The following is a 20,439-nucleotide window of genomic DNA, read 5'->3' on the forward strand; positions in this document are numbered from 1 at the left end:
CGGCGGGCTTCATGTTAAAAAGCCCGTCCTTTCCGTTTTCGCGCCGGCCATGCTGCGGCAACTTCCCATGACTTACTGCGCGATCGATTTCGGCACGTCCAATTCCGCCGTGGCGCTGCCCGGCGGCGATGGCATGCGCCTCGCGCCCGTCGAGGGCGACCACCTGACGCTGCCCACCGCGATTTTCTTCAACAACGACGAGCAGACGGTCGAATTCGGCCGCGCGGCGCTCGCGTCCTATATCGACGGTTTCGACGGCCGCCTGATGCGCTCGATGAAGAGCATCCTCGGCTCGCCGCTCGCGGAAACCACGACCGATCTCGGCGACGGCAGCGCGATGGCGTACACGGAGATCATCGCGCGCTTCCTGACGCACCTGAAGCGCAAGGCGGAGGCCTACGCCGGCGCGCCGCTCGGCCGCGCGGTGCTTGGCCGGCCGGTGTTCTTCGTCGACGACGATCCGCGCGCCGACCGCCTCGCGCAGGACCAGCTCGAAGCCGCCGCGCGTTCGGTCGGCTTCACGGACGTCCATTTCCAGTACGAACCCATCGCCGCTGCATTCGACTACGAGTCGCGCCAAGCGGCCGAACGGCTCGTGCTGGTGGCCGACATCGGTGGCGGTACGTCGGACTTCTCGCTGGTGCGCGTCGGGCCGGAACGGATGGCGCGCCTCGAGCGCAAGGACGACGTGCTCGCGCACCACGGCGTGCACGTCGCGGGCACCGATTACGACCGGCGGGTGGAGCTGGCGGCGATCCTGCCCGCGTTCGGCTACCGTTCGCTCGATCCTGAAGGGCGTGAGCTGCCGAACCGAATCTATTTCGACCTGGCGACCTGGCATCTGATCAACACGGTCTACACGCCGAAGCGGCTGGGCGAGCTGAAGCTGATGAAGCACCTGTACCAGGACGTGCGGCAGCACGACCGGCTCACGCGGGTAGTCGAGCAGCGACTCGGGCACGCGCTGATGGCGCGCGCGGAAGAAGCGAAGATCGGCGTCGCGGCGGGCGGGGAGACGATGATCGACCTGAACGACGTGGAAGAGGATCTGCAGATCGCGTTCGACGCGGCACGCCTCGTCGAGGCGAGCGTCGACGACACCAAGCGCATCGTCGATGCCGCGCGCGAAACGGTGCGGCTTGCGGGCGTCGCGCCGCGCGACGTCGGCGCGCTGTATTTCACCGGCGGCTCGACCGGGCTCGCGTTCCTGTCGGGTGCGCTCGCCGGCGCGTTTCCGGATGCGCAGCCGGTGTTCGGCGACCGCCTCGCGAGTGTGGCGACGGGCCTCGGCATTCACGCGCAGCGGATGTTCGGCTGATCGAAGCCGGCCGTTCGGTCGGCGCCGGCCGAATGGCTGCCGCGCCGGAAAACAAAAAGCCCCGCCGAAGCGGGGCTTTTTTACACGAATGATCGCGCCAAGCTTAGACCGGACGGATGTTCGCAGCTTGCAGACCCTTCGGGCCCGTCTTCACTTCGAATTCAACCTTCTGGTTTTCTTGCAGCGTCTTGAAGCCTTCGACGCGGATTTCCGAGAAGTGCGCGAACAGATCGTCGCCGCCGCCTTCCGGGGTGATGAAGCCGAAGCCCTTTGCGTCATTGAACCACTTGACGGTACCGGTTGCCATGTTACTTGTTCCTAAAAAGATAAAACGGGGCCGAGGCCCATGGTGTGCGGATAATCAAGGAAGGGGGTAATAGGACCAACCGGAGTACCGTTGATGGGCGAACTACGAAAGAACCAATTCACTCGCCGCTTGAAATCCTGCAACGTTGTTTATACGGCTTATCGGTCCGGCGGTCAACCGGATTTCAATTGTCTCAGGGTTATTGCGGAGATCAGGTTTACAAAGCTTGCAAGCGGTGCGAATTTTTTGTAGGGGCCGAACGATTTTGGCGCCAACTTGGAGGTGCAACCGTTAAACTACGCGCCCCGTGGACGGGTTGCCCCGATCGGGTGACACGTCCCCCCAAAATTGCGTGCGCGCTGCTGTCCGAGCCGATCCCGGACCGCAAGCCGACCATGCTTTTTGAGACACAGGAGAGGATGTGAAGAGTTCTATTCAACGGAACATCGGCCCGTTTGCATTGATGCTGACGGGGCTGGGTTCGATTATCGGCTCGGGCTGGCTGTTCGGTGCCTGGAAGGCCGCGAAGATCGCCGGTCCGGCGGCGATTTGCGCATGGATCATCGGCGCCGTCGTGATTCTCGCGATTGCGCTGACGTACGCTGAACTGGGCGCGATGTTCCCGGAGTCCGGCGGCATGGTGCGCTACGCGCGCTACTCGCACGGTTCGCTGGTGGGCTTCATCAGCGCGTGGGCGAACTGGATCGCGATTGTGTCGGTGATTCCGATCGAAGCGGAAGCGTCGATCCAGTACATGAGCACGTGGCCCTATCCGTGGGCGAATGCGTTGTTCGTGAACGGCGAATTACAGACGCTCGGCCTGCTGCTGTCGGCCGTGCTGGTCGTCATCTACTTCATGCTGAACTACTGGGGCGTCAAGGCCTTCGCGCGTGCGAACACCGCGATCACGATCTTCAAGTTCCTGATCCCCGGCCTCACGATCCTCGGCCTGATGCTGACGAGCTTCCACTCGGAGAACCTCGGCGTCGCATCGAATGCGAGCTTCGCGCCGTACGGCTGGTCGGCCGTGCTGACCGCGGTCGCGACGAGCGGCATCGTGTTCGCGTTCAACGGCTTCCAGAGCCCGGTGAACCTCGCCGGCGAAGCGCGCAATCCGTCGCGCAGCGTGCCGTTCGCGGTGATCACGTCGATCCTGCTCGCGCTTGTGATCTACGTACTGCTGCAGATGGCGTACATCGGTTCGGTGAATCCGGCCGACGTCGCGAAGGGCTGGGCGCACTTCAACTTCTCGTCGCCGTTCGCGGAACTCGCGATCGCGCTGAACCTGAACTGGCTGGCGATCCTGCTGTACGTCGACGCGTTCATCAGCCCGAGCGGCACCGGTACGACCTACATGGCGACCACCACCCGCATGATCTACGCGATGGAGCGCAACAACACGATGCCGAAGATGTTCGGCAACGTGCATCCGATCTACGGCGTGCCGCGTCAGGCAATGTGGTTCAACCTGCTCGTGTCGTTCATCTTCCTGTTCTTCTTCCGCGGCTGGAGCTCGCTCGCGGCGGTGATCTCGGTCGCGACGGTGATCTCGTACCTGACCGGCCCGATCAGCCTGATGGCACTGCGCCGCTCGGCGACCGACATCGAGCGTCCGCTGTCGATTCCGCTGATGAAGCTGATCGCGCCGTTCGCGTTCGTCTGCGCATCGCTGATCCTGTACTGGGCGAAGTGGCCGCTGACGGGCGAAATCATCCTGCTGATGATCGTCGCGCTGCCGGTGTATTTCTACTTCCAGGCGAAGTCTGGCTGGACCGGCTGGGGCGCCGACCTGAAGGCCGCATGGTGGCTGGTCGCGTACCTGCCGACGATGGCCGTGCTGTCGCTGATCGGCAGCAAGGAATTCGGCGGTCACGGGCTGATGCCGTACGGCTGGGACATGCTGATCGTCGCGGCAATCTCGCTGGTGTTCTACTTCTGGGGTGTGAATACCGGCTACCGGACCCAGTATCTCGACGAGCGCGAGGCGCACGAAGAGATCCTCGAAGGAGTCGGTGTGTAACGACGCCTGACCTGCGGCCGGAATCGGCGGCGGCAGGAAGCGCAAAAAAGCCCGTCCGAGCGATTGCTCGGGCGGGCTTTTTGTTTGTGCGCGGCGTTTTGTGCTCGGCGCTTGGCTTGCCGAGCCGCGCGACTCAGGCGGCCGCGCTCGCGAACACGTAGTTCGTCATCGCGAGCACGCGCTGATACGTGCCGAGCGACTGGATGCCGAGCTGGTAGTCGTCGTCGGCCGCGCCCAGCGCGGTGAACACCGGCAGCAGGTGTTCGTCGGTCGGATGCATCAGCGCCGCGTGCGGCGCCTGGCGGCGATAGTCGAGCAGCGCGTCGACGTCGCGCGCGGCAAGCTTCGCCTCGAACCAGTCGGTGAATTCCGCGACGCGCGGGTCCGCATCCTCGGGCGCCGCGCCGAAGTCGGCCGCGCGCAGGTTGTGCGTGATCTGGCCCGAGCCGATCACCATCACGCCTTCGTCGCGCAGCGGCCGCAGCGCGCGACCGAGCGCGAAGTGATGGGCGGCGTCCGCGCGCGGCTGGATCGACAGCTGCGCGACCGGCACGTCGGCTTCCGGGAACATCAGCAGCATCGGCACCCACGCACCGTGGTCGAGGCCATGCTCGGTCGTCGCGGTGGCGATGCCGGCCGCGTCCAGCAGCGCGGCCGCCCGCTCGGCGACATCGGGCGCGCCCGGCGCCGGGTAGCGAATGTCGTACAGCGCCTGCGGGAAGCCGTAGAAGTCGTGGATCGTTTCCGGATGGGCGGCGATGCTGGCGACGGGCTGCTGCGTGCCCCAGTGCGCGGACAGCATCAGCACCGCGCGCGGGCGCGGCAGCTGGGCGCCGAGGTGCGTGAATGCGCCGGACGGCAGCGTCGGGTCGATCGGCAGCGTCGGGGCGCCGTGGGACAAATACAGCGAGGGCAAGCGGTTCATGGTCGGTAACCTGCAAGAGGGTTTGGATGTGACTATAGGCGCGTACCGAACATTGATAAACCGGTCTCTTGGAATTTGATTGAATCGTGCTTGTTGATAATTGGACCGATTCCGGGTGCGGAAGAAGAGCCGGGCGTGAGCCGGCCGGATCGAGCAGGCAGGCGGCAGAATCGCCGAAGATGCGTGAAGAATGGCGCGCAAGCGCCGGTTCGAGCGAGTTACTGTGCCGGCCGGATGCCGGCCCACGGCGTCGTCATCGGCGCACTGAGCGCGAAGAGGTCGAGCACGCGCGTGACCGTGTGGTCGACCAATTCCTCGATCGTCTGCGGCATCGCGTAGAACGCGGGCAGCGGCGGAAACACGATCCCGCCCATTTCGGTCACGGCGGTCATGTTGCGTAGATGCGCGAGGTTGAACGGCGTTTCGCGCACCATCAGTACCAGACGGCGACGTTCCTTCAGCGTGACGTCGGCCGCGCGCGTGATCAGGTTGTCCGATAGCCCATGCGCGACGCTCGCGAGCGTCTTCATCGAGCACGGCGCGATCACCATTCCGTCGGTCGCGAACGACCCGGACGCGATCGTCGCGCCGACATCGCGCACCGAATGTACGACATCCGCGCGACTTTCGACGTCGGCTTTCGACAGCTTCAGTTCATGCTGGATATTGAGCCAGCCGGCGTTCGAAACCAGCAGATGCGTTTCGACGCCGCCGGCGGCGCGCAGCAATTCCAGCAGCCGCACGCCGTAGACCGCGCCGGTGGCGCCGGTGATCGCGACGATCAGCCGGCGTGGCGGCGCGCTGGGAAATGCCATCGGGGAGGGGTTACGCGGCGGCGAACAGTTGCTGCAGTTCGCCCGACTGGTACATCTCCATCATGATGTCCGAGCCGCCGATGAATTCGCCCTTCACATACAGCTGCGGGATGGTCGGCCAGTTCGAGAACGACTTGATGCCCTGGCGGATTTCGTCGTCTTCCAGCACGTTGACCGTCTTGAACTGGTCGACGCCACAGGCTTTCAGCACCTGCACGGCGCGGCCCGAGAAGCCGCACATCGGGAATTGCGCGTTGCCCTTCATGAAGAGCACGACCTGGTTTTCGTCGACGATTTGCTTGATACGTTGTTGGGTGTCCATGACTGACCTTGCGTTTGCGGGGCGTTAGAACGAAATGATAGCGGATTTCAACCGGGCGGGCCGGCCATCAGCCGGGCCGGCGGCCGCCCGTCGTGCGTTCGATCGCGGCGAGATCGGCGAGCGATTCGACCGCGACGAAGCCGCGTGCCACGAGCAGGGCCCGCACGGCGTCGGCCTGATCGTAGCCGTGCTCGATCCATAGCGTGCCGCCCGGTTTCAGATAGGCGCCGGCGCCCGCGACGATCGTGCGGATCGCGCTCAGGCCGTCGGCGTCGTCGGTGAGCGCGCCGCGCGGCTCGAAACGCAGGTCGCCCTGCGCGAGGTGCGGATCGTGCTGCGCGATGTACGGCGGGTTGCTGACGATCGTGTCGAACGCGAGCGCCGGATCGAGCGCGGCGTACCAGTCGCTCTGCAGCCAGTGGAGCGAGCCACCGGGGCGGCGCGCGTCGAGCAGCTTCTCGGCGTTGCGCTGCGCGACTTCGAGCGCGGCCGGCGATCGGTCGACCGCCCACACGCGTGCGTCCGGCCGTTCCGCGGCGATCGACACGGCAATCGCGCCGCTGCCGGTGCCGAGATCGAGCACGGCCGGATGCGGGCGTCCGTCGATCGCATCGAGCGCGGCTTCGACGAGCAGTTCGGTTTCGGGGCGCGGGATCAGCACGTCGGGCGTCACGTCGAACGGCCGGCCGAAGAATTCGCGCATCCCGACGAGCTGCGCGACCGGCTCGCCGGCCACGCGGCGCGCCTCGAGCGCGCGATAGCGCTCGATCGCGGCCGGCTCGAGCGGAGCGTCGCCACGCGTGATCAGCTGCGTGCGGGTCCAGCCGAGCGCGTAGGCGAGCAGCACGCGTGCATCGACCGCGTCGAGCGGCGACGCGCGCAGCAGATCGTCGGCAGTGGTGTCGGGCATCGCGGCCTCAGTCGGTGTCGCCGAGCGACGCGAGCAACTCGGCCTGGTGCTCGGTGACGAGCGCGGCGATCAGTTCGTCGAGATCGCCGTCCATCAGCGCCTCGAGCCGGTACAGCGTGAGGTTGATGCGGTGGTCGGTCATCCGGCCTTGCGGGAAGTTGTACGTGCGGATCCGTTCCGAGCGGTCGCCCGAGCCGATCAGGCTCTTGCGCGTCGCGGCTTCCTTCGCGTGCTGCTCGTGATACTGCTTGTCCTTGATGCGCGCGGCGAGCACCTTCAGCGCGCGATCCTTGTTCTTGTGCTGCGAACGGTCGTCCTGGCACTCGACGACGATCCCGGTCGGAATGTGCGTGACGCGCACCGCCGAATCGGTCTTGTTGATGTGCTGGCCGCCGGCGCCCGACGCGCGGAACGTGTCGATCCGCAAGTCGGCCGGATTGATCTCGACCTCGCCGATCTCGTCGGCTTCCGGCATCACAGCGACCGTGCAGGCGGACGTATGGATGCGCCCCTGCGTTTCCGTTGCCGGCACGCGCTGTACGCGATGGCCGCCCGATTCGAACTTCAGGCGCGAGTACGCGCCCTGGCCCGCGATCCGTACGATCACTTCCTTGTAGCCGCCGAGATCCGACGCGCTTTCCGACATCATCTCGACCTGCCAGCGCTGCCGCTCCGCGAAGCGCAGGTACATGCGCAGCAGGTCGCCCGCGAACAGCGCCGATTCGTCGCCGCCGGTGCCCGCGCGGATTTCGAGGAAGATGTTGCGGTCGTCGTTCGGATCCTTCGGCAGCAGCATCTTCTGCAACTCGCCTTCGAGACGCGCCATGCGTTCGCGTGCGCTGCGAATCTCGTCTTCGGCGAAATCGCGCATCGATGCATCGGCGAGCAACTCCTGCGCGGCCGTCTCGTCGTTGCGCGACTGGCGCCACAGCGCATACTGCTCGACGACCGGGCCGAGCTCCGCGTGTTCGCGCGTCAGCTTGCGGTACTGGTCGAGGTCGGCCGTGACGTTTTCGCGGCTCAGCAGGTCGTTCAGTTCGGCCAGCCGGGTAGACAGCTGGTCGAGCTTGCGTTGCATGCTCGTCTTCATGGTGTGGAGCGGCGCTCCCGGGCAAAAGGGGTATTCGGAAAGGATAGGCCGGCGGCGGGACAAACCGGCCGACGGCAGGGCAACCGGCCGGCGCTAGTGGCCGGACGGGTCGTTCGAGCGTGGTGCGTGCTGGTAGAAGCCGCGCATCAGGTCGATCAGCGAATCGCGGTCGGCGCCGTTCACGCGGTTGAGCGCGCTCGTCGGGCCGTGGATCAGCTTGTTGGTGAGCGCCTGCGACAGCGCTTCGAGGACGGCAGCCGGATCGTCGCCGCGCGCGAGCAGCTTCTGCGCTTTCTCGACTTCCGCGCGGCGCAGCGCGTCGGCCTGCGTATGCATGTGACGGATCACCGGCACGACGCTGCGCGTGTCCAGCCATTGCATGAAATTCTGAACGCGCGTCTCGATGATCGTCTCGGCCTGCGCGACCGCGGCCTGGCGCGACGCGTTACCTTCGCGCACGATCGCGCCGAGATCGTCGACGGTGTAGAGGAACACGTCCTTCAGCTTGCCGACTTCCGGCTCGATGTCGCGCGGCACCGCGAGGTCGACCATGAAGATCGGCCGGTGGCGGCGGGCCTTCACCGCGCGCTCGACCGCGCCGAGGCCGATGATCGGCAGTGTCGACGCGGTGCACGACACGATGATGTCGAATTCGTGCATGCGGGACGGCAGGTCCGACAGCGGCATCGCGCGGCCGTTGAAGCGTTCGGCGACGCGCTGCCCGCGTTCGGCCGTGCGGTTCGCGACGACGAGCTCGCGCGGGCTCTGCGCGGCGAAGTGCGTTGCACACAGCTCGATCATTTCGCCGGCACCGATGAACAGCACGCGCTGATCGGACACCTTTTCGAAGATGCGCTGCGCGAGGCGAACCGCGGCGGCGGCCATCGATACCGACTGCGCGCCGATCTCGGTGGTGCCGCGCACTTCCTTCGCGACCGCGAACGTACGCTGGAACAGCTGGTTCAGATAGGTGCCGAGCGCGCCGGCTTCCGTCGCGGTGCGCACGGCGTCCTTCATCTGGCCGAGGATCTGTGTTTCGCCGAGCACCATCGAATCGAGGCCCGACGCGACGCGGAACGCATGCCGGACCGCTTCCGACTGCGGCAGCGCATAGACATGCGGCGCGAGCTCGCTGACGGGAATCTGGTGGTACTCCGACAACCAGCGGATCGCACCCTCGCGGGCGGCCCGATCGTCGGTCGCGCAGTAGAGTTCGGTGCGGTTGCAGGTCGAGAGGATCGCCGCTTCGGGCGCATTGGGCGCCTGAGGGCCGAGGAACACGTTCTTGAACGTGACGAGAGCAGGCTTGATTTGCTCGAGCGGAAACGCCACGCGTTCGCGCAGGGCGACAGGCGCAGTGTGGTGGTTGATTCCGATCGTGAGGAGTTGCATATCGAGGGCTATCGTTTAGCCCCATATTATAGCGTTTCAGCGACTTCCTCACTCGGGGCATACCGGGCATCAGCGTGGCGCGGCCTGGAATTTGGGGGCTCGATCGGCACGCGGTCGAGCTGATAGCCGTAGCCATAAAGCGGCAGGAGCCGGTAGCCGCGCTCCGGAAGCAGTTGCAGCTTGCTGCGCAGGCGTGACGCATGGGTGTCGAGCGTGCGCGACTTCATGTCGCGGTGACGGGCCCACACCGTTTCGAGGATATGGGCGCGCGACACGGGCCGGGAAAGGTTCGCGAACAGCAGCTGCGCAAAGCGGAATTCCTTCGGCGTGAGCGCGACGACCGCGTCGCCGAAGCGCACGAGGCTGTGCGTCGCGTCGAATGCGTATTCTCCATACATTTCGCGTGAGCGATTCGGCGGCCGCCGGACGCCGGCGCGCCGGCTCAGCGCATTGACGCGGGCGAGCAGCTCGGGCCCGCTCACCGGGCGCACGAGGCAGTCGTCGGCGCCCGCGTGCAGGCACGACACGACTTCGCTTTCGCGCGGCAGTTGCATCACGGCGATGGCCGGCAGCCCGGGCAGGATCGCCTGCGCGCGCGGAATGACTTCTTCGGCCGGCTGATCGCCGGCCCAGTGGCCGGTGATCAACATGTCGCAGGTATCGGTGGCGAGCCACTCGAAGAATGCCGCGCTGGACGCAAACGCGTGGCACACATGACCGCCGGCGAAGAGCAGGCGGTTCAGGAGCGCAGCATGACGTGCCTCCGGATCGATCAGAGCGATTCGCATGAGGATTTCTTCAATACGGCTGCCGGTGCGCGCTTGCCATAACGTCGGGTCGGCCCCTACACTCGAATGTTCGCGGCGCCCGGCTGGTCTCGGGTTCGATGGATGAATCGATGCTAGCCGCTGGCAACGTTCACGCCTATGGGACGAATCTGAATTTATAGAAGGCGTCGAATGAACTGGTTTGGAATCCTTGTCCTGGGAGGGGCCGTCGGGCTGTTCGGCCGGTGGCTGCATCCGATGCGGCGCACGGGCCGGCCGGCATGGTGGATCGCGGTGCTGGTCGGTATCGCAGGCGCCGCCGCCGCGCGCATGGCCGGCAATCTCTCCGGACTGTTTTACGATGGCGAAACGCTCGAATGGCCGGTCTGCACCGGCGTCGCGTTCCTCGCCGTAGCCGTGACGGTCGCCGTGTCGGCCCGTCGCTGAAAGCTCTCAGGTGAAATCATGAATGCCCGTCTCCCCGAAGTCTCGTCGGTGCCGGCCCGCCTCGCGCTGCTGCGCGGCGCGATGGTCCGCGAGGATCTGGCCGCCTATCTGGTGCCGTCCGCCGATCCTCACCTGTCCGAGTACCTGCCCGAACGCTGGCAGGCGCGTCGCTGGCTGTCCGGTTTCACGGGTTCGGTCGGCACGCTGGTCGTGACCGCGGAGTTCGCGGGCTTGTGGGTCGACAGCCGCTACTGGGTGCAGGCCGAGGCCGAACTCGCCGGCTCGGGCGTCCAGCTGATGAAGATGACGGGCGGGCAGCAGAGCGCGCCGCACGTCGACTGGCTCGCGCAGAACGTGGCGGCCGGCGCGACGGTCGGTGTCGACGGCGCCGTGCTCGGCGTTGCCGCGGCGCGCGCGCTGACGGCCGCGCTGAGCGCGCGCGGCATCGCGCTGCGCACCGATCTCGACCTGCTCGACGCGATCTGGCCGGAGCGGCCGGGGCTGCCGGGCGACGCCGTGTTCGAGCACGTCGCGCCGCAGGCCGACGCGACGCGCGCGAGCAAGCTCGCCGACGTACGCCGCGCAATGCACGCGCAGGGCGCGCAGTGGCATTTCGTGTCGACGCTCGACGATCTCGCGTGGCTGTTCAACCTGCGCGGCGCCGACGTCAACTTCAACCCGGTGTTCGTCGCGCACGCGCTGATCGGCGCCGAGCGCGCGACGCTGTTCGTCGCCGACGGCAAGGTGTCGCCGGCGCTGGCCGCGTCGCTCGCGCGGGACGGCGTCGAGGTCCGCGCGTACGACGCCGCGCGCGCGTCGCTCGCGGCGCTGCCCGACGGCGCGACGCTGCTGATCGATCCGCGCCGCGTGACGTTCGGCACGCTCGAGGCCGTGCCGGCCGGCGTGAAGCTGATCGAGGCGGTGAACCCGTCGACGTTCGCGAAGTCGCGCAAGACGTCCGCCGAGATCGAGCACGTGCGCGTGACGATGGAGCACGACGGCGCCGCGCTTGCCGAATTCTTCGCGTGGTTCGAACAGGCGCTGAACCGCGAGACGATCACCGAGCTGACGATCGACGAGAAACTCACGGCCGCGCGCGCCCGGCGCCCCGGCTACGTGTCGCCGAGCTTCGCGACGATCGCCGGCTTCAACGCGAACGGCGCGATGCCGCACTATCGCGCGACGCCCGAGTCGCATGCGACGATCGCCGGCGACGGCCTGCTGCTCGTCGATTCGGGCGGCCAGTACACCACCGGCACGACCGATATCACGCGCGTCGTGCCGGTCGGCACGGTCAGCGACCTGCAGCGCCGCGACTTCACGATCGTGCTGAAGTCGATGATGGCGCTGTCGCGCGCACGCTTTCCGCGCGGCATCCGCTCGCCGATGCTCGACGCGATCGCGCGCGCGCCGATGTGGGCAGCCGGCCTCGACTACGGTCACGGCACCGGCCACGGCGTCGGCTACTTCCTGAACGTGCACGAGGGCCCGCAGGTCATCTCGCACTACGCGCCGGCCGAATCGTACACGGCGATGGAAGAGGGGATGATCACGTCGATCGAGCCGGGCGTGTACCGGCCCGGCAAATGGGGTATCCGGATCGAGAACCTGGTCGTGAATCGCGCGAGCGGGCAGACCGAGTTCGGCGACTTCCTCGCGTTCGAGACGCTGACGCTGTGCCCGATCGACACGCGCTGCGTGCTCATCGAGATGCTGCATGAAGAAGAGCGGGCGTGGCTGAACGCGTATCACGCGAGCGTGCGCGAGCGCGTCGGCCGGCACGTGAGCGGCGATGCGAAGGCGTGGCTCCACGCGCGCACGCAGCCGATCTGACGCAACGGCAACGCGCAACACGCAACACGCAACACGCAACACGCCACGTACGCTACCGGCCGCACGATGGCCGCACCACGACCGAGAGGGCAACTGATGGCAGACACCGCAGTGATCGTGATCGACATGCAGCGCGGGCTGGTGCAGCGGGCGCGGCCCGCGTACCGGCTCGACGACGTCGTGGCGGGCATCAACCGGCTGACCGCCGCGGCGCGCGCGGCACGCGCGCCCGTGTGCTTCGTGCAGCACGACGGCGACGCGGACGACGACATCGTGCCCGGCACGCCCGGGTGGGAACTGCATGAGGCATTGATCGTCGGTCGCTCCGACTGGCGCATCCGCAAGCAGATGAGCGATGCGTTCCACGACACGCCGCTCGCCGCGCAGCTCGACAGCCACGGCATCCGCTCGGTGCTGATCTGCGGCTATGCGACCGAGTTCTGCGTCGATTCGGCCGCACGTCGCGCGGCACTGCTCGGCTACCGCGCGACCGTGGTCTCCGATCTGCACACGACGAACGAGCGCACGCACCTGTCGGCGGCGCAGATCGTCGCGCATCATCACTTCATCTGGGAAAACAATACGCTGTCGGGCAATGCGGTGACGCCGCGTCCGCTCGCCGACGTGCTCGCGGCGGAGTTCGCATGACGATCAAGGCGGTGGTGTTCGATTTCGGCGGCGTGCTGATCGACTGGAGCCCCGAGTACCTGTACCGGCAACTGATTCCCGATGAAGCCGAGCGGCGCTGGTTCCTCACGCACGTATGCGCGATGGACTGGGTAGTCCGCCAGGACGGCGGACAGACGATCGACGAAGGCACGAGCGAACTCGTCGCGAAGTTTCCGGAGCACGAGGCGCTGATCCGCGCGTTCTACGCGCGCTGGCACGAGATGATCGGCGGCGTGCTCGACGAAGGCGCCGCGCTCGTCGACCGGCTCGACGCGCAGGGGATGCCGCTCTTCGGATTGACCAACTGGTCGGCGCAGACCTTTCCGTATGCGTGGGACAACTTCCCGGTGCTGCGGCGTTTCAGGGACATCGTCGTGTCGGGCCGCGTGAAGCTCGTGAAGCCCGATCCGGCGATCTATCACGCCATGCACGCGCGGATCGAACCGCATCTACCGGGCATCGCGCCGCACGAGCTCGTGTTCATCGACGACAACGCGAAGAACGCGGCGGCCGCGACGGCGCTCGGCTGGCACGGCATTCATCACACCAGCGCGGCGACAACCGAGACGCGCTTGCGCGAGCTGGGCGCGCTCGCATAGGAATCCGCGCCAAGCGCAGCGAGATGAAAAAAAGCGGGCGATGAGCCCGCTTTCTCGTTCTGCCGGTCCGGAAACGGCCGCTTTCGGCATCCGGCTCGGCATTGCCGCGGCGCCGGATGCGCGGGCCGGGCCGCTCAGCGGCTGATCGGCTTGTAGCGCAGACGCTTCGGCTTCGCGGCTTCCTCGCCGAGGCGCGCACGCTTGTCGGCTTCGTATTCCTGGTAGTTGCCGTCGAAGAACGTGACCTGCGAATCGCCTTCGAACGCGAGGATGTGCGTCGCGATCCGGTCGAGGAACCAGCGATCGTGCGAGATCACCATCACCGAGCCCGCGAATTCGAGCAGCGCGTCTTCCAGCGCGCGCAGCGTTTCGACGTCGAGGTCGTTCGACGGTTCGTCGAGCAGCAGCACGTTGCCGCCGGAGATCAGCGTCTTCGCGAGGTGCAGGCGGCCGCGTTCGCCGCCGGACAGGTTGCCGACGATCTTCTGCTGGTCGCCGCCCTTGAAGTTGAAGCGGCCGATGTATGCGCGCGACGGCGTTTCGTACTTGCCGACCGTCAGCACGTCCGCGCCGCCCGAGATTTCCTCGAACACCGTCTTCGAGCCGTCGAGCGCGTCGCGGCTCTGGTCGACGTACGCGAGCTTCACCGTCGGGCCCATCACGACTTCGCCCGAATCCGGCTGTTCCTTGCCGGTCAGCATCTTGAACAGCGTCGACTTGCCGGCACCGTTCGGGCCGATGATGCCGACGATTGCGCCGGCCGGGATCTTGAAGCTCAGGTTGTCGATCAGCAGGCGGTCGCCGAACGACTTGCTGACGTTCTTGAACTCGATCACTTCATTGCCGAGGCGTTCGCCGGCCGGAATGAAGATTTCCTGCGTTTCGTTGCGCTTCTGGTATTCCTGGCTGCTCAGCTCCTCGAAGCGCGCGATACGCGCCTTCGACTTCGCCTGACGGCCCTTCGGGTTCTGGCGCACCCACTCCAGTTCCTTCTTGATCGCCTTCTGGCGTGCCGATTCCGACGCCTCTTCCTGCTTCAGGCGCTCTTCCTTCTGGTCGAGCCAGCTGCTGTAGTTGCCCTTCCACGGAATGCCGTGGCCGCGGTCGAGTTCGAGAATCCACTCGGCTGCGTTGTCGAGGAAGTAGCGATCGTGCGTGACGGCGACGACGGTGCCCGGGAAGCGCACCAGGAACTGTTCGAGCCAGTCGACCGATTCGGCGTCGAGGTGGTTGGTCGGTTCGTCGAGCAGCAGCATGTCGGGTTTCTCGAGCAGCAGCTTGCACAGCGCGACGCGGCGCTTTTCGCCGCCCGACAGGTGCTCGATCTTCGCGTCCCACGCCGGCAGGCGCAGCGCGTCGGCGGCCACTTCGAGCTGCTGCTCGGGGCTGCCGCCGTCGCTCGACGCGAGGATCGCTTCGTATTTCGCCTGCTCGGCCGCGAGCGCGTCGAAGTCGGCGTCCGGCTCCGCGTAGGCCGCGTAGATTTCGTCGAGCTTCTTGTTCGCCTGGAACAGGTCGCCGAGGCCTTCCTCGACGGCTTCGCGCACCGTCTTCGTCGGATCGAGCTGCGGTTCCTGCGGCAGGTAGCCGATGTTCAGGTTCGGCATCGGCGTCGCTTCGCCTTCGATGTCCTTGTCGACGCCCGCCATGATGCGGATCAGCGTCGACTTGCCCGAGCCGTTCAGGCCGAGCACGCCGATCTTCGCGCCGGGAAAGAACGACAGCGAGATGTCCTTCAGGATCTGGCGCTTGGGCGGCACGATCTTGCCGACCCGGTTCATCGTGAAAACGTATTGGGCCATTTGGTGTGAAAGTCAGAAGTGGTTGAGACTGCCGCGCAGCGCGGCGGCGTGCGTGGCGTCGAAGGATTCGGTACGGAGCGTGCCGCGCGCGGCGCGGCGGTGTCGCCGCGGGTTGGCGGCGCGAGCGCGTATTGTACTTCGCCGCCGGCTGCCGCTGGCACCACGCCGGCCATTCGGCCGACCCGTGCTCACAGCCACGCGGCGACGCCGCCGTGCCCCGAGCAGGTGCCGCGCCGGTGGCGGCTGAAGCTGTACGTGCCGTCGCGGCAGCGCGCGCTCGCGCCGTCGGGCACGCGGCCCGATTTCGAATGGGCCGGCGCGTGGACGGTGTTGCCGTCGCGATTGCGGTACGTGTCGTGCCGGTCGAGGTCGGCTTCGTTGGCGGTGCCGTAGCCGGGCGTTGCGCGATATGCGTGCGCGGCGGGCGGCAGGGTGGCGCACGCGAAGAACAGCGCGGCCGACAGGGTCGCGATGCGCGTCGCGCGGCGGAGCAGGGCGGGCATGGTCTCTCTCTCTTTCTCTTCGGATGTTGTTATCTGCGCTCGATGGCGGGTGGACCGCTCGCCGCATGTTAGCCGAACGGCTGCGTCGCGATGCCGCCTTCGGGCGGTGCCGCGCCGCTACGCCGCGCCGCTCATCGATGCCGCGCCGTCTGCTTGCGCGGCTTCGAGGATCCACCGGCGGAAGGCGGCGACTTTCGCCCGTTCCGCATGATGCGGCGGATAGACGAGGTAGTACGCGAAGTCGTCGAGCCATGCGACGTCGGCAAGCTGCACGAGTCGCCCGCTCGCGAGCTCGCTGCGCACCATCGCCGCCGGCAGCAGGCCCGCGCCCTGGCCGGCGAGGATCGCCTGCAGCAACAGGCCGGAATCGTCGAACGCGGGGCCGCGCGGCGGCCCGAAATCGTCGATTCGCTGCGCGTCGAACCAGATATGCCAACCCTTGCGCTCGGCATCGTGCAGGTGCGGCCATCCGGCCAGGTCGGCGGGCGTCGCCGGCATGCCGAGCCGCGCGACGAGCGACGGCGCCGCCAGCGCGACGATCTCCACCGTCAGCAGCCGTTCGCTGCACAGGCCGACGTAACGGCCGAGACCGTGGCGGATCGCGACGTCGACGCCATCGCGCGAGAAGTCCGCCAGTGCGTGGCTCGCGACGATCTGCAGGTCGACGTCCGGGCATGCGTCGCGGAACTGCGCGAGGCGCGGCACGAGCCATGCAGAGGCGAAAAACGGCGTGACGCTTACCGTCAGCACGCCGCTGTCCGCAGTGCCCGATACGCGCTGCGACGCGTCGGCGATCTGCCGGAACGCATTGCGCACGGGTGGCAGGTAGTCGCGGCCAGCGGCGGTCAGCAGGATGCCGCGGTTCACGCGCTCGAACAATTGCACGCCGAGATGCGTCTCGAGCGTGCGGATCATCTGGCTCACCGCGCCGGGCGTGACCGACAGTTCCTCGGCCGCGGATTTCACCGACAGGTGGCGGGCGGCCGCCTCGAACGCACGCAACGCGTTGAGCGGTGGTAGGCGCGAACGGATCATTGAGTTTTTCTAAATCGAAAGGCTGACGAAATATCGTTTGAGGCAATGCGGGCGCGCGAGTACCGTTTTCACCTTGAACCTGTCGGATCGGAGCACGTTCAGCGGGGCAGCGTCGCGGCGGCCGATGCGATCAACATAGTTCAACTATATCCATGAGGCAATCGGGCGCCGTGCGGCGTCCCGCGAAACCGGAGAGGAGCATCGTCATGAACCGCCTGCGCACATCGCGCGTCTTCTACGGCTGGTATGTGGTGGCGGCAGCGTTCGCCGTCACGTTCGTCGGTTTCGGCAGCGCGTACACGTTCAGCGCGTTCGTCGAATCGCTGCAGCGGGATTTTGCCGCGTCGCGCGGGCAAATCTCGCTCGTGTTCTCGCTGGCCGGCTTCCTGTATTTCGGCTTCGGCATCGTCAGCGGCCCGCTTGCCGATCGGTTCGGCTCGCGACGGCTCGCGGTCGCCGGCATGTTGCTGACGGCCGCCGGGCTCGCGGCGGCCGGCGCCGCGCATACGCTGTTGCAGGTCTACGTCGCTTACGGGCTCGGGGTCGGCCTCGGCGTCGGCTGCGCATACGTGCCGGCCGTCGGCGCCGTGCAGCGCTGGTTCGTGCGGCGGCGCGGCTTCGCGTCCGGGCTCGCGGTCGCGGGGATCGGCGTCGGCACGCTCGTCATGCCGCCGCTCGCGTCCGCGTTGATTGCGCACGTCGGCTGGCGCGGCGCGTACGTCACGCTCGCGGCGATCGCGGTGGTGGTGGGCGCCGGTATGTCGCTGCTGATCGAGAACGATCCGCGCGGCCGCGGCGTGCTGCCCGACGGCGATGCGGCGCACGCGGGATCCGGCAATGCGCTGCCGGGCGGCGCTTCATCGGTGCCGGCCGGCGCGACCGTGCGCGAGGCCGTCACGTCGCGGCCGTTCGCGAGTCTCTACGCGGCCTGCCTCGTGTGTTCATTCGGTGTCTTCGTGCCGTTCGTGCATCTCGTGCCGTACGCGCTCGATCATGGCGTGGCGCCGTCGACGGCCGTGTTGCTGCTCGGCGCGATCGGCGTCGGCAGCACGGCGGGTCGCTTCTTCCTCGGTGGCCTCGCCGACCGCTTCGGCCGCCGCGCGTCGCTGCTCGCGATGTTCGCCGGCATGGCCGTCGCGCTCGTCGCGTGGGCCGGCGCGGGGACGGTGGCGACGCTGGCCGCGTTCGCACTCGTGTTCGGCGTGTTCTACGGCGGTTGGGTCGCCGTGCTGCCCGCCGTCGTGATGGACTATTTCGGCGGCCGCAACGTGAGCGCGATCATCGGCGTGCTGTACACGAGCGTAGCGTTCGGCACGCTGATCGGGCCGGCCGCGGCCGGCTTCATCTACGACGCGGGCGGCGGCTATCTCGTGCCGATCCTCGCCAGCGCGGCGGCCAATGCGATCGCGTTCGCGATTGTCGCCACCACCGGACGCGCGCCGGTAGCGGCGCGTGCGGCCGGCCGATAGACGCGAGTCGCGAATGGGCGGCCAGACGCGACGCATCCCGACGCCGTGAAAAAGCTGCTTCTCCGAGAATGGCACGCGATCGTCCCGGCCGGATGGCGGGACGAAGTGTCGGTCGACGCGCATTGAGCGCCGGGTGCGGCGCTTGCGCGGCACGCGAAGCGCCGCGACCGGATGACGTCTCTGCCCGGCGGCCGAGCGGGCTTGCATTCGCTCGGTTGCCCGATCCGACGGTTCGCAAGGGGACGCCGGACCGGACCAAGCGTTGCATCGGTTCGAATCGATGCAACAAGTGGATCCATCGAAATTCTTCAATTGGTTCTTAGTGAAGAACCGTTTGATGCTTACACTCCTTCGCTTCGAAGGCGGCTGACCGACAGCCGACGGAAAGGGCGCACGCGATGCGCCGGCGCCCCGAGCGCCGCATCGCACCCGCAGCTTCGCAGACTGCGTTGCGCACTGACCGGCACAGGCTCGATCCGGCTTTCCGCCCACATGCCGCGCATGCGCGGCGGGCGCCGGATCCAACAACGACAATTCCCCCGCGCCGCCTTCATGCGACACCCGGTCGTACCGGGAACCGTTTTTTGGAGAGAGACAGATGAGTGGAAACAACACAGGCCTCGGCACGGGTCTGAAGCAGCGGCACGTGACGATGATGTCGATTGCCGGCGTCATCGGCGCGGGCTTGTTCGTCGGCTCCGGCCACGCGATCGCGGAAGCCGGCCCGGCGTCGATCCTCGCGTATGCGATCGCCGGCGTGCTGGTCGTGCTGGTGATGCGCATGCTCGGCGAGATGGCCGTCGCGCATCCGGACAGCGGTTCGTTCTCGACCTATGCCGATCGCGCGATCGGCCATTGGGCGGGCTTCTCGATCGGCTGGCTGTACTGGTGGTTCTGGGTGCTTGTGATCCCGATCGAGGCGACGGCCGCCGCGACCATTCTCAATGCGTGGTTCCCCGGTATCGCGACCTGGATCTTCGCGCTCGGCATCACGTTGCTGCTGACGATCACCAATCTCTTCTCGGTCAAGAACTACGGCGAATTCGAATTCTGGTTCGCGCTGATCAAGGTGGTGGCGATCGTCGTGTTCCTGTGCATCGGCGGTGCGGCGATCGTCGGCATCGTGCCGGCGCCGGCCGTATCGGGCGTGTCGAACCTGTTCGCGCATCAGGGCTTCATGCCGAACGGCGCCGGCGCGGTGCTCGCGGCGATGCTGACGACGATGTTCTCGTTCCTCGGCACTGAGATCGTGACGATCGCGGCCGCCGAATCCGACAACCCGCAACGCCAGATCGTACGTGCGACGAATTCCGTCATCTGGCGTATCACGCTGTTCTATCTCGGCTCGATCCTCGTCGTTGCGGCGATCGTGCCGTGGAACGATCCGTTGCTGCCGAAGCACGGCTCGTATCAGCGCGCGATGGAGCTGATCGGCGTTCCGAACGCGAAGGCGATCATCGACGTGATCGTGCTCGTGTCGGTCGCCAGCTGCCTGAATTCCGCGCTGTACACCGCGTCGCGGATGCTGTTCTCGCTGTCCAGGCGCAAGGACGCGCCCGCGTTCCTGCACCGCACCGATTCGACCGGCACGCCGCGTGCAGCCGTGCTCGCATCGACCGCGTTCGGGTTCGTGACCGTGATCGCGAACTACCTGATGCCGGAGCAGGTGTTCGGCTTCCTGCTCGCGACCTCGGGTGCGATCGCGCTGCTCGTCTATCTGGTGATCGCGATCTCGCAGCTGCGCATGCGCAAGACGCTCGGATCGAGCGGCGCCGACCTGCCGCTGCGGATGTGGCTGTTCCCGTGGCTCACGTGGGCGGTGATTCTGTTCATCTGCGGGACGCTGACCGTGATGTTCGTCAGCGAGGAACACCGGATGGAAGTGGGCGCGACGGCCGTGCTTGCGTTGATCGTGCTGTTTGCTTCGTGGCTGAACAAGCGCGGTCGCGATGCGCGTGCGGGAGCCGGGCGACGCGTGTCGGCGACGTGATGAATTGAAGTGACGGCGGGGCGCGAAGCCCCGGTCGTGAAAATGGCCTGATCGGCGTTTGCCGGTCGGGCCATTTTGCTTTTTGCGATGGGCAGATGTCGCTGCGGGAGTCGACGAGATCGTGCCGAAATTTAAGGGAGAAGAATCCGATGGACTCAGGACGTGGACCGAAGTGGCGGAGAGCTGTTTCAGCCAGTTCGTCTGGTCAAGTTACCATCCACGCAAC

19 protein-coding genes and 1 pseudogene are annotated in these 20,439 nt (G+C 66.9%); 9 read left to right on the forward strand and 11 right to left on the reverse strand.

Annotation, left to right across the window (positions count from 1 at the left end):
• Positions 1-67 precede the first annotated feature (67 nt).
• Complete coding sequence (locus C7H84_RS12755) at positions 68-1,318, forward strand: Hsp70 family protein (protein WP_121859130.1); 1,251 nt, start codon at positions 68-70, stop codon at positions 1,316-1,318.
• Between the two features lie 103 nt (positions 1,319-1,421).
• Here C7H84_RS12755 and C7H84_RS12760 read toward each other — a convergent pair whose 3' ends face one another.
• Entirely contained in the window at positions 1,422-1,625 is a 204-nt protein-coding gene (locus C7H84_RS12760) for a cold-shock protein (protein WP_006477070.1), read from the reverse strand.
• A gap of 421 nt (positions 1,626-2,046) precedes the next feature.
• Between C7H84_RS12760 and C7H84_RS12770 the strand changes: the two genes are divergently transcribed.
• Entirely contained in the window at positions 2,047-3,645 is a 1,599-nt protein-coding gene (locus C7H84_RS12770) for an APC family permease (RefSeq protein WP_121859131.1), read from the forward strand.
• Positions 3,646-3,778: 133 nt separating this feature from the next.
• Here C7H84_RS12770 and C7H84_RS12775 read toward each other — a convergent pair whose 3' ends face one another.
• From C7H84_RS12775 to C7H84_RS12805, 7 genes are all read right to left on the reverse strand, one after another.
• Positions 3,779-4,570: a class III extradiol ring-cleavage dioxygenase gene (locus C7H84_RS12775; RefSeq protein ID WP_121859132.1), complete on the reverse strand. Its 792-nt coding sequence runs from the start codon at positions 4,568-4,570 to the stop codon at positions 3,779-3,781.
• A 218-nt stretch (positions 4,571-4,788) separates the two neighbouring features.
• Positions 4,789-5,385 carry a UbiX family flavin prenyltransferase gene (locus C7H84_RS12780; protein WP_121859133.1) on the reverse strand — a complete coding sequence of 199 codons (597 nt, stop codon included), beginning with the start codon at positions 5,383-5,385 and terminating at the stop codon, positions 4,789-4,791.
• A gap of 10 nt (positions 5,386-5,395) precedes the next feature.
• Complete coding sequence (grxD, locus tag C7H84_RS12785; RefSeq protein ID WP_121859134.1) at positions 5,396-5,707, reverse strand: Grx4 family monothiol glutaredoxin; 312 nt, start codon at positions 5,705-5,707, stop codon at positions 5,396-5,398.
• Positions 5,708-5,774: 67 nt separating this feature from the next.
• Complete coding sequence (prmC, locus tag C7H84_RS12790) at positions 5,775-6,617, reverse strand: peptide chain release factor N(5)-glutamine methyltransferase (protein WP_121859135.1); 843 nt, start codon at positions 6,615-6,617, stop codon at positions 5,775-5,777.
• Between the two features lie 7 nt (positions 6,618-6,624).
• The gene (gene prfA, locus C7H84_RS12795; RefSeq protein ID WP_121859136.1) at positions 6,625-7,707 is read right to left on the reverse strand and encodes a peptide chain release factor 1; all 1,083 of its coding nucleotides are present in this window, start codon (positions 7,705-7,707) and stop codon (positions 6,625-6,627) included.
• 93 nt (positions 7,708-7,800) lie between these two features.
• Positions 7,801-9,099 carry a glutamyl-tRNA reductase gene (hemA, locus tag C7H84_RS12800; RefSeq protein ID WP_121859137.1) on the reverse strand — a complete coding sequence of 433 codons (1,299 nt, stop codon included), beginning with the start codon at positions 9,097-9,099 and terminating at the stop codon, positions 7,801-7,803.
• Between the two features lie 26 nt (positions 9,100-9,125).
• Positions 9,126-9,887: a response regulator transcription factor gene (locus C7H84_RS12805; RefSeq protein ID WP_121859138.1), complete on the reverse strand. Its 762-nt coding sequence runs from the start codon at positions 9,885-9,887 to the stop codon at positions 9,126-9,128.
• A 171-nt stretch (positions 9,888-10,058) separates the two neighbouring features.
• Here C7H84_RS12805 and C7H84_RS12810 point away from each other — a divergent pair, with 171 nt between their 5' ends.
• The 4 genes from C7H84_RS12810 to C7H84_RS12825 all read left to right on the forward strand — a co-directional run bounded on the left by C7H84_RS12810 (position 10,059) and on the right by C7H84_RS12825 (position 13,414).
• Positions 10,059-10,313 (forward strand): hypothetical protein, encoded by a 255-nt coding sequence (locus C7H84_RS12810; protein WP_121859139.1) that lies wholly within the window; start codon positions 10,059-10,061, stop codon positions 10,311-10,313.
• Positions 10,314-10,331: 18 nt separating this feature from the next.
• Positions 10,332-12,146 carry an aminopeptidase P family protein gene (locus tag C7H84_RS12815; protein ID WP_121859140.1) on the forward strand — a complete coding sequence of 605 codons (1,815 nt, stop codon included), beginning with the start codon at positions 10,332-10,334 and terminating at the stop codon, positions 12,144-12,146.
• Between the two features lie 96 nt (positions 12,147-12,242).
• Positions 12,243-12,794 (forward strand): cysteine hydrolase family protein, encoded by a 552-nt coding sequence (locus C7H84_RS12820; protein ID WP_121859141.1) that lies wholly within the window; start codon positions 12,243-12,245, stop codon positions 12,792-12,794.
• A complete protein-coding gene (locus tag C7H84_RS12825; RefSeq protein ID WP_121859142.1) occupies positions 12,791-13,414 on the forward strand; it encodes an HAD-IA family hydrolase in 624 nt (207 codons plus the stop codon). The genes C7H84_RS12820 and C7H84_RS12825 overlap by 4 nt, the downstream gene beginning before the upstream one ends.
• 134 nt (positions 13,415-13,548) lie before the next feature.
• Here the strand turns inward: C7H84_RS12825 and ettA are convergent, their stop codons facing one another.
• From ettA to gcvA, 3 genes are all read right to left on the reverse strand, one after another.
• The gene (gene ettA / locus C7H84_RS12830; RefSeq protein ID WP_046544841.1) at positions 13,549-15,216 is read right to left on the reverse strand and encodes an energy-dependent translational throttle protein EttA; all 1,668 of its coding nucleotides are present in this window, start codon (positions 15,214-15,216) and stop codon (positions 13,549-13,551) included.
• A gap of 188 nt (positions 15,217-15,404) precedes the next feature.
• Positions 15,405-15,719, reverse strand: coding sequence for a DUF3761 domain-containing protein (locus C7H84_RS12835; protein WP_121859143.1), 315 nt, complete (start codon positions 15,717-15,719; stop codon positions 15,405-15,407).
• Positions 15,720-15,836: 117 nt separating this feature from the next.
• On the reverse strand, positions 15,837-16,754 hold the full coding sequence (gcvA, locus tag C7H84_RS12840; RefSeq protein WP_121859144.1) for a transcriptional regulator GcvA: 918 nt from the start codon (positions 16,752-16,754) through the stop codon (positions 15,837-15,839).
• A 206-nt stretch (positions 16,755-16,960) separates the two neighbouring features.
• Between gcvA and C7H84_RS12845 the strand changes: the two genes are divergently transcribed.
• The 3 genes and pseudogenes from C7H84_RS12845 to gabP all read left to right on the forward strand — a co-directional run bounded on the left by C7H84_RS12845 (position 16,961) and on the right by gabP (position 20,213).
• Complete coding sequence (locus C7H84_RS12845; RefSeq protein WP_121859145.1) at positions 16,961-18,223, forward strand: MFS transporter; 1,263 nt, start codon at positions 16,961-16,963, stop codon at positions 18,221-18,223.
• 27 nt (positions 18,224-18,250) lie between these two features.
• Positions 18,251-18,349 (forward strand): annotated as a pseudogene (locus tag C7H84_RS37155) (MmcQ/YjbR family DNA-binding protein); the annotation flags it as partial.
• A 472-nt stretch (positions 18,350-18,821) separates the two neighbouring features.
• Complete coding sequence (gene gabP, locus C7H84_RS12855; protein WP_121859146.1) at positions 18,822-20,213, forward strand: GABA permease; 1,392 nt, start codon at positions 18,822-18,824, stop codon at positions 20,211-20,213.
• The last annotated feature ends 226 nt before the right edge of the window (positions 20,214-20,439 follow it).

Origin of the sequence: Burkholderia sp. Nafp2/4-1b (assembly GCF_003635165.1) — a bacterium.
Lineage (GTDB): Bacteria > Pseudomonadota > Gammaproteobacteria > Burkholderiales > Burkholderiaceae > Burkholderia.

Bases quoted from the DNA above. Each gene is read 5' to 3' on its own strand.
- C7H84_RS12755 (WP_121859130.1), top strand. From the start codon at position 68: ATGACTTACTGCGCGATCGATTTCGGCACGTCCAATTCCGCCGTGGCG.
- C7H84_RS12760 (WP_006477070.1), bottom strand. From the start codon at position 1,625: ATGGCAACCGGTACCGTCAAGTGGTTCAATGACGCAAAGGGCTTCGGC.
- C7H84_RS12775 (WP_121859132.1), bottom strand. From the start codon at position 4,570: ATGAACCGCTTGCCCTCGCTGTATTTGTCCCACGGCGCCCCGACGCTG.
- C7H84_RS12780 (WP_121859133.1), bottom strand. From the start codon at position 5,385: ATGGCATTTCCCAGCGCGCCGCCACGCCGGCTGATCGTCGCGATCACC.
- grxD (WP_121859134.1), bottom strand. From the start codon at position 5,707: ATGGACACCCAACAACGTATCAAGCAAATCGTCGACGAAAACCAGGTC.
- prmC (WP_121859135.1), bottom strand. From the start codon at position 6,617: ATGCCCGACACCACTGCCGACGATCTGCTGCGCGCGTCGCCGCTCGAC.
- prfA (WP_121859136.1), bottom strand. From the start codon at position 7,707: ATGAAGACGAGCATGCAACGCAAGCTCGACCAGCTGTCTACCCGGCTG.
- hemA (WP_121859137.1), bottom strand. From the start codon at position 9,099: ATGCAACTCCTCACGATCGGAATCAACCACCACACTGCGCCTGTCGCC.
- C7H84_RS12805 (WP_121859138.1), bottom strand. From the start codon at position 9,887: ATGCGAATCGCTCTGATCGATCCGGAGGCACGTCATGCTGCGCTCCTG.
- C7H84_RS12810 (WP_121859139.1), top strand. From the start codon at position 10,059: ATGAACTGGTTTGGAATCCTTGTCCTGGGAGGGGCCGTCGGGCTGTTC.
- C7H84_RS12815 (WP_121859140.1), top strand. From the start codon at position 10,332: ATGAATGCCCGTCTCCCCGAAGTCTCGTCGGTGCCGGCCCGCCTCGCG.
- C7H84_RS12820 (WP_121859141.1), top strand. From the start codon at position 12,243: ATGGCAGACACCGCAGTGATCGTGATCGACATGCAGCGCGGGCTGGTG.
- C7H84_RS12825 (WP_121859142.1), top strand. From the start codon at position 12,791: ATGACGATCAAGGCGGTGGTGTTCGATTTCGGCGGCGTGCTGATCGAC.
- ettA (WP_046544841.1), bottom strand. From the start codon at position 15,216: ATGGCCCAATACGTTTTCACGATGAACCGGGTCGGCAAGATCGTGCCG.
- C7H84_RS12835 (WP_121859143.1), bottom strand. From the start codon at position 15,719: ATGCCCGCCCTGCTCCGCCGCGCGACGCGCATCGCGACCCTGTCGGCC.
- gcvA (WP_121859144.1), bottom strand. From the start codon at position 16,754: ATGATCCGTTCGCGCCTACCACCGCTCAACGCGTTGCGTGCGTTCGAG.
- C7H84_RS12845 (WP_121859145.1), top strand. From the start codon at position 16,961: ATGAACCGCCTGCGCACATCGCGCGTCTTCTACGGCTGGTATGTGGTG.
- gabP (WP_121859146.1), top strand. From the start codon at position 18,822: ATGAGTGGAAACAACACAGGCCTCGGCACGGGTCTGAAGCAGCGGCAC.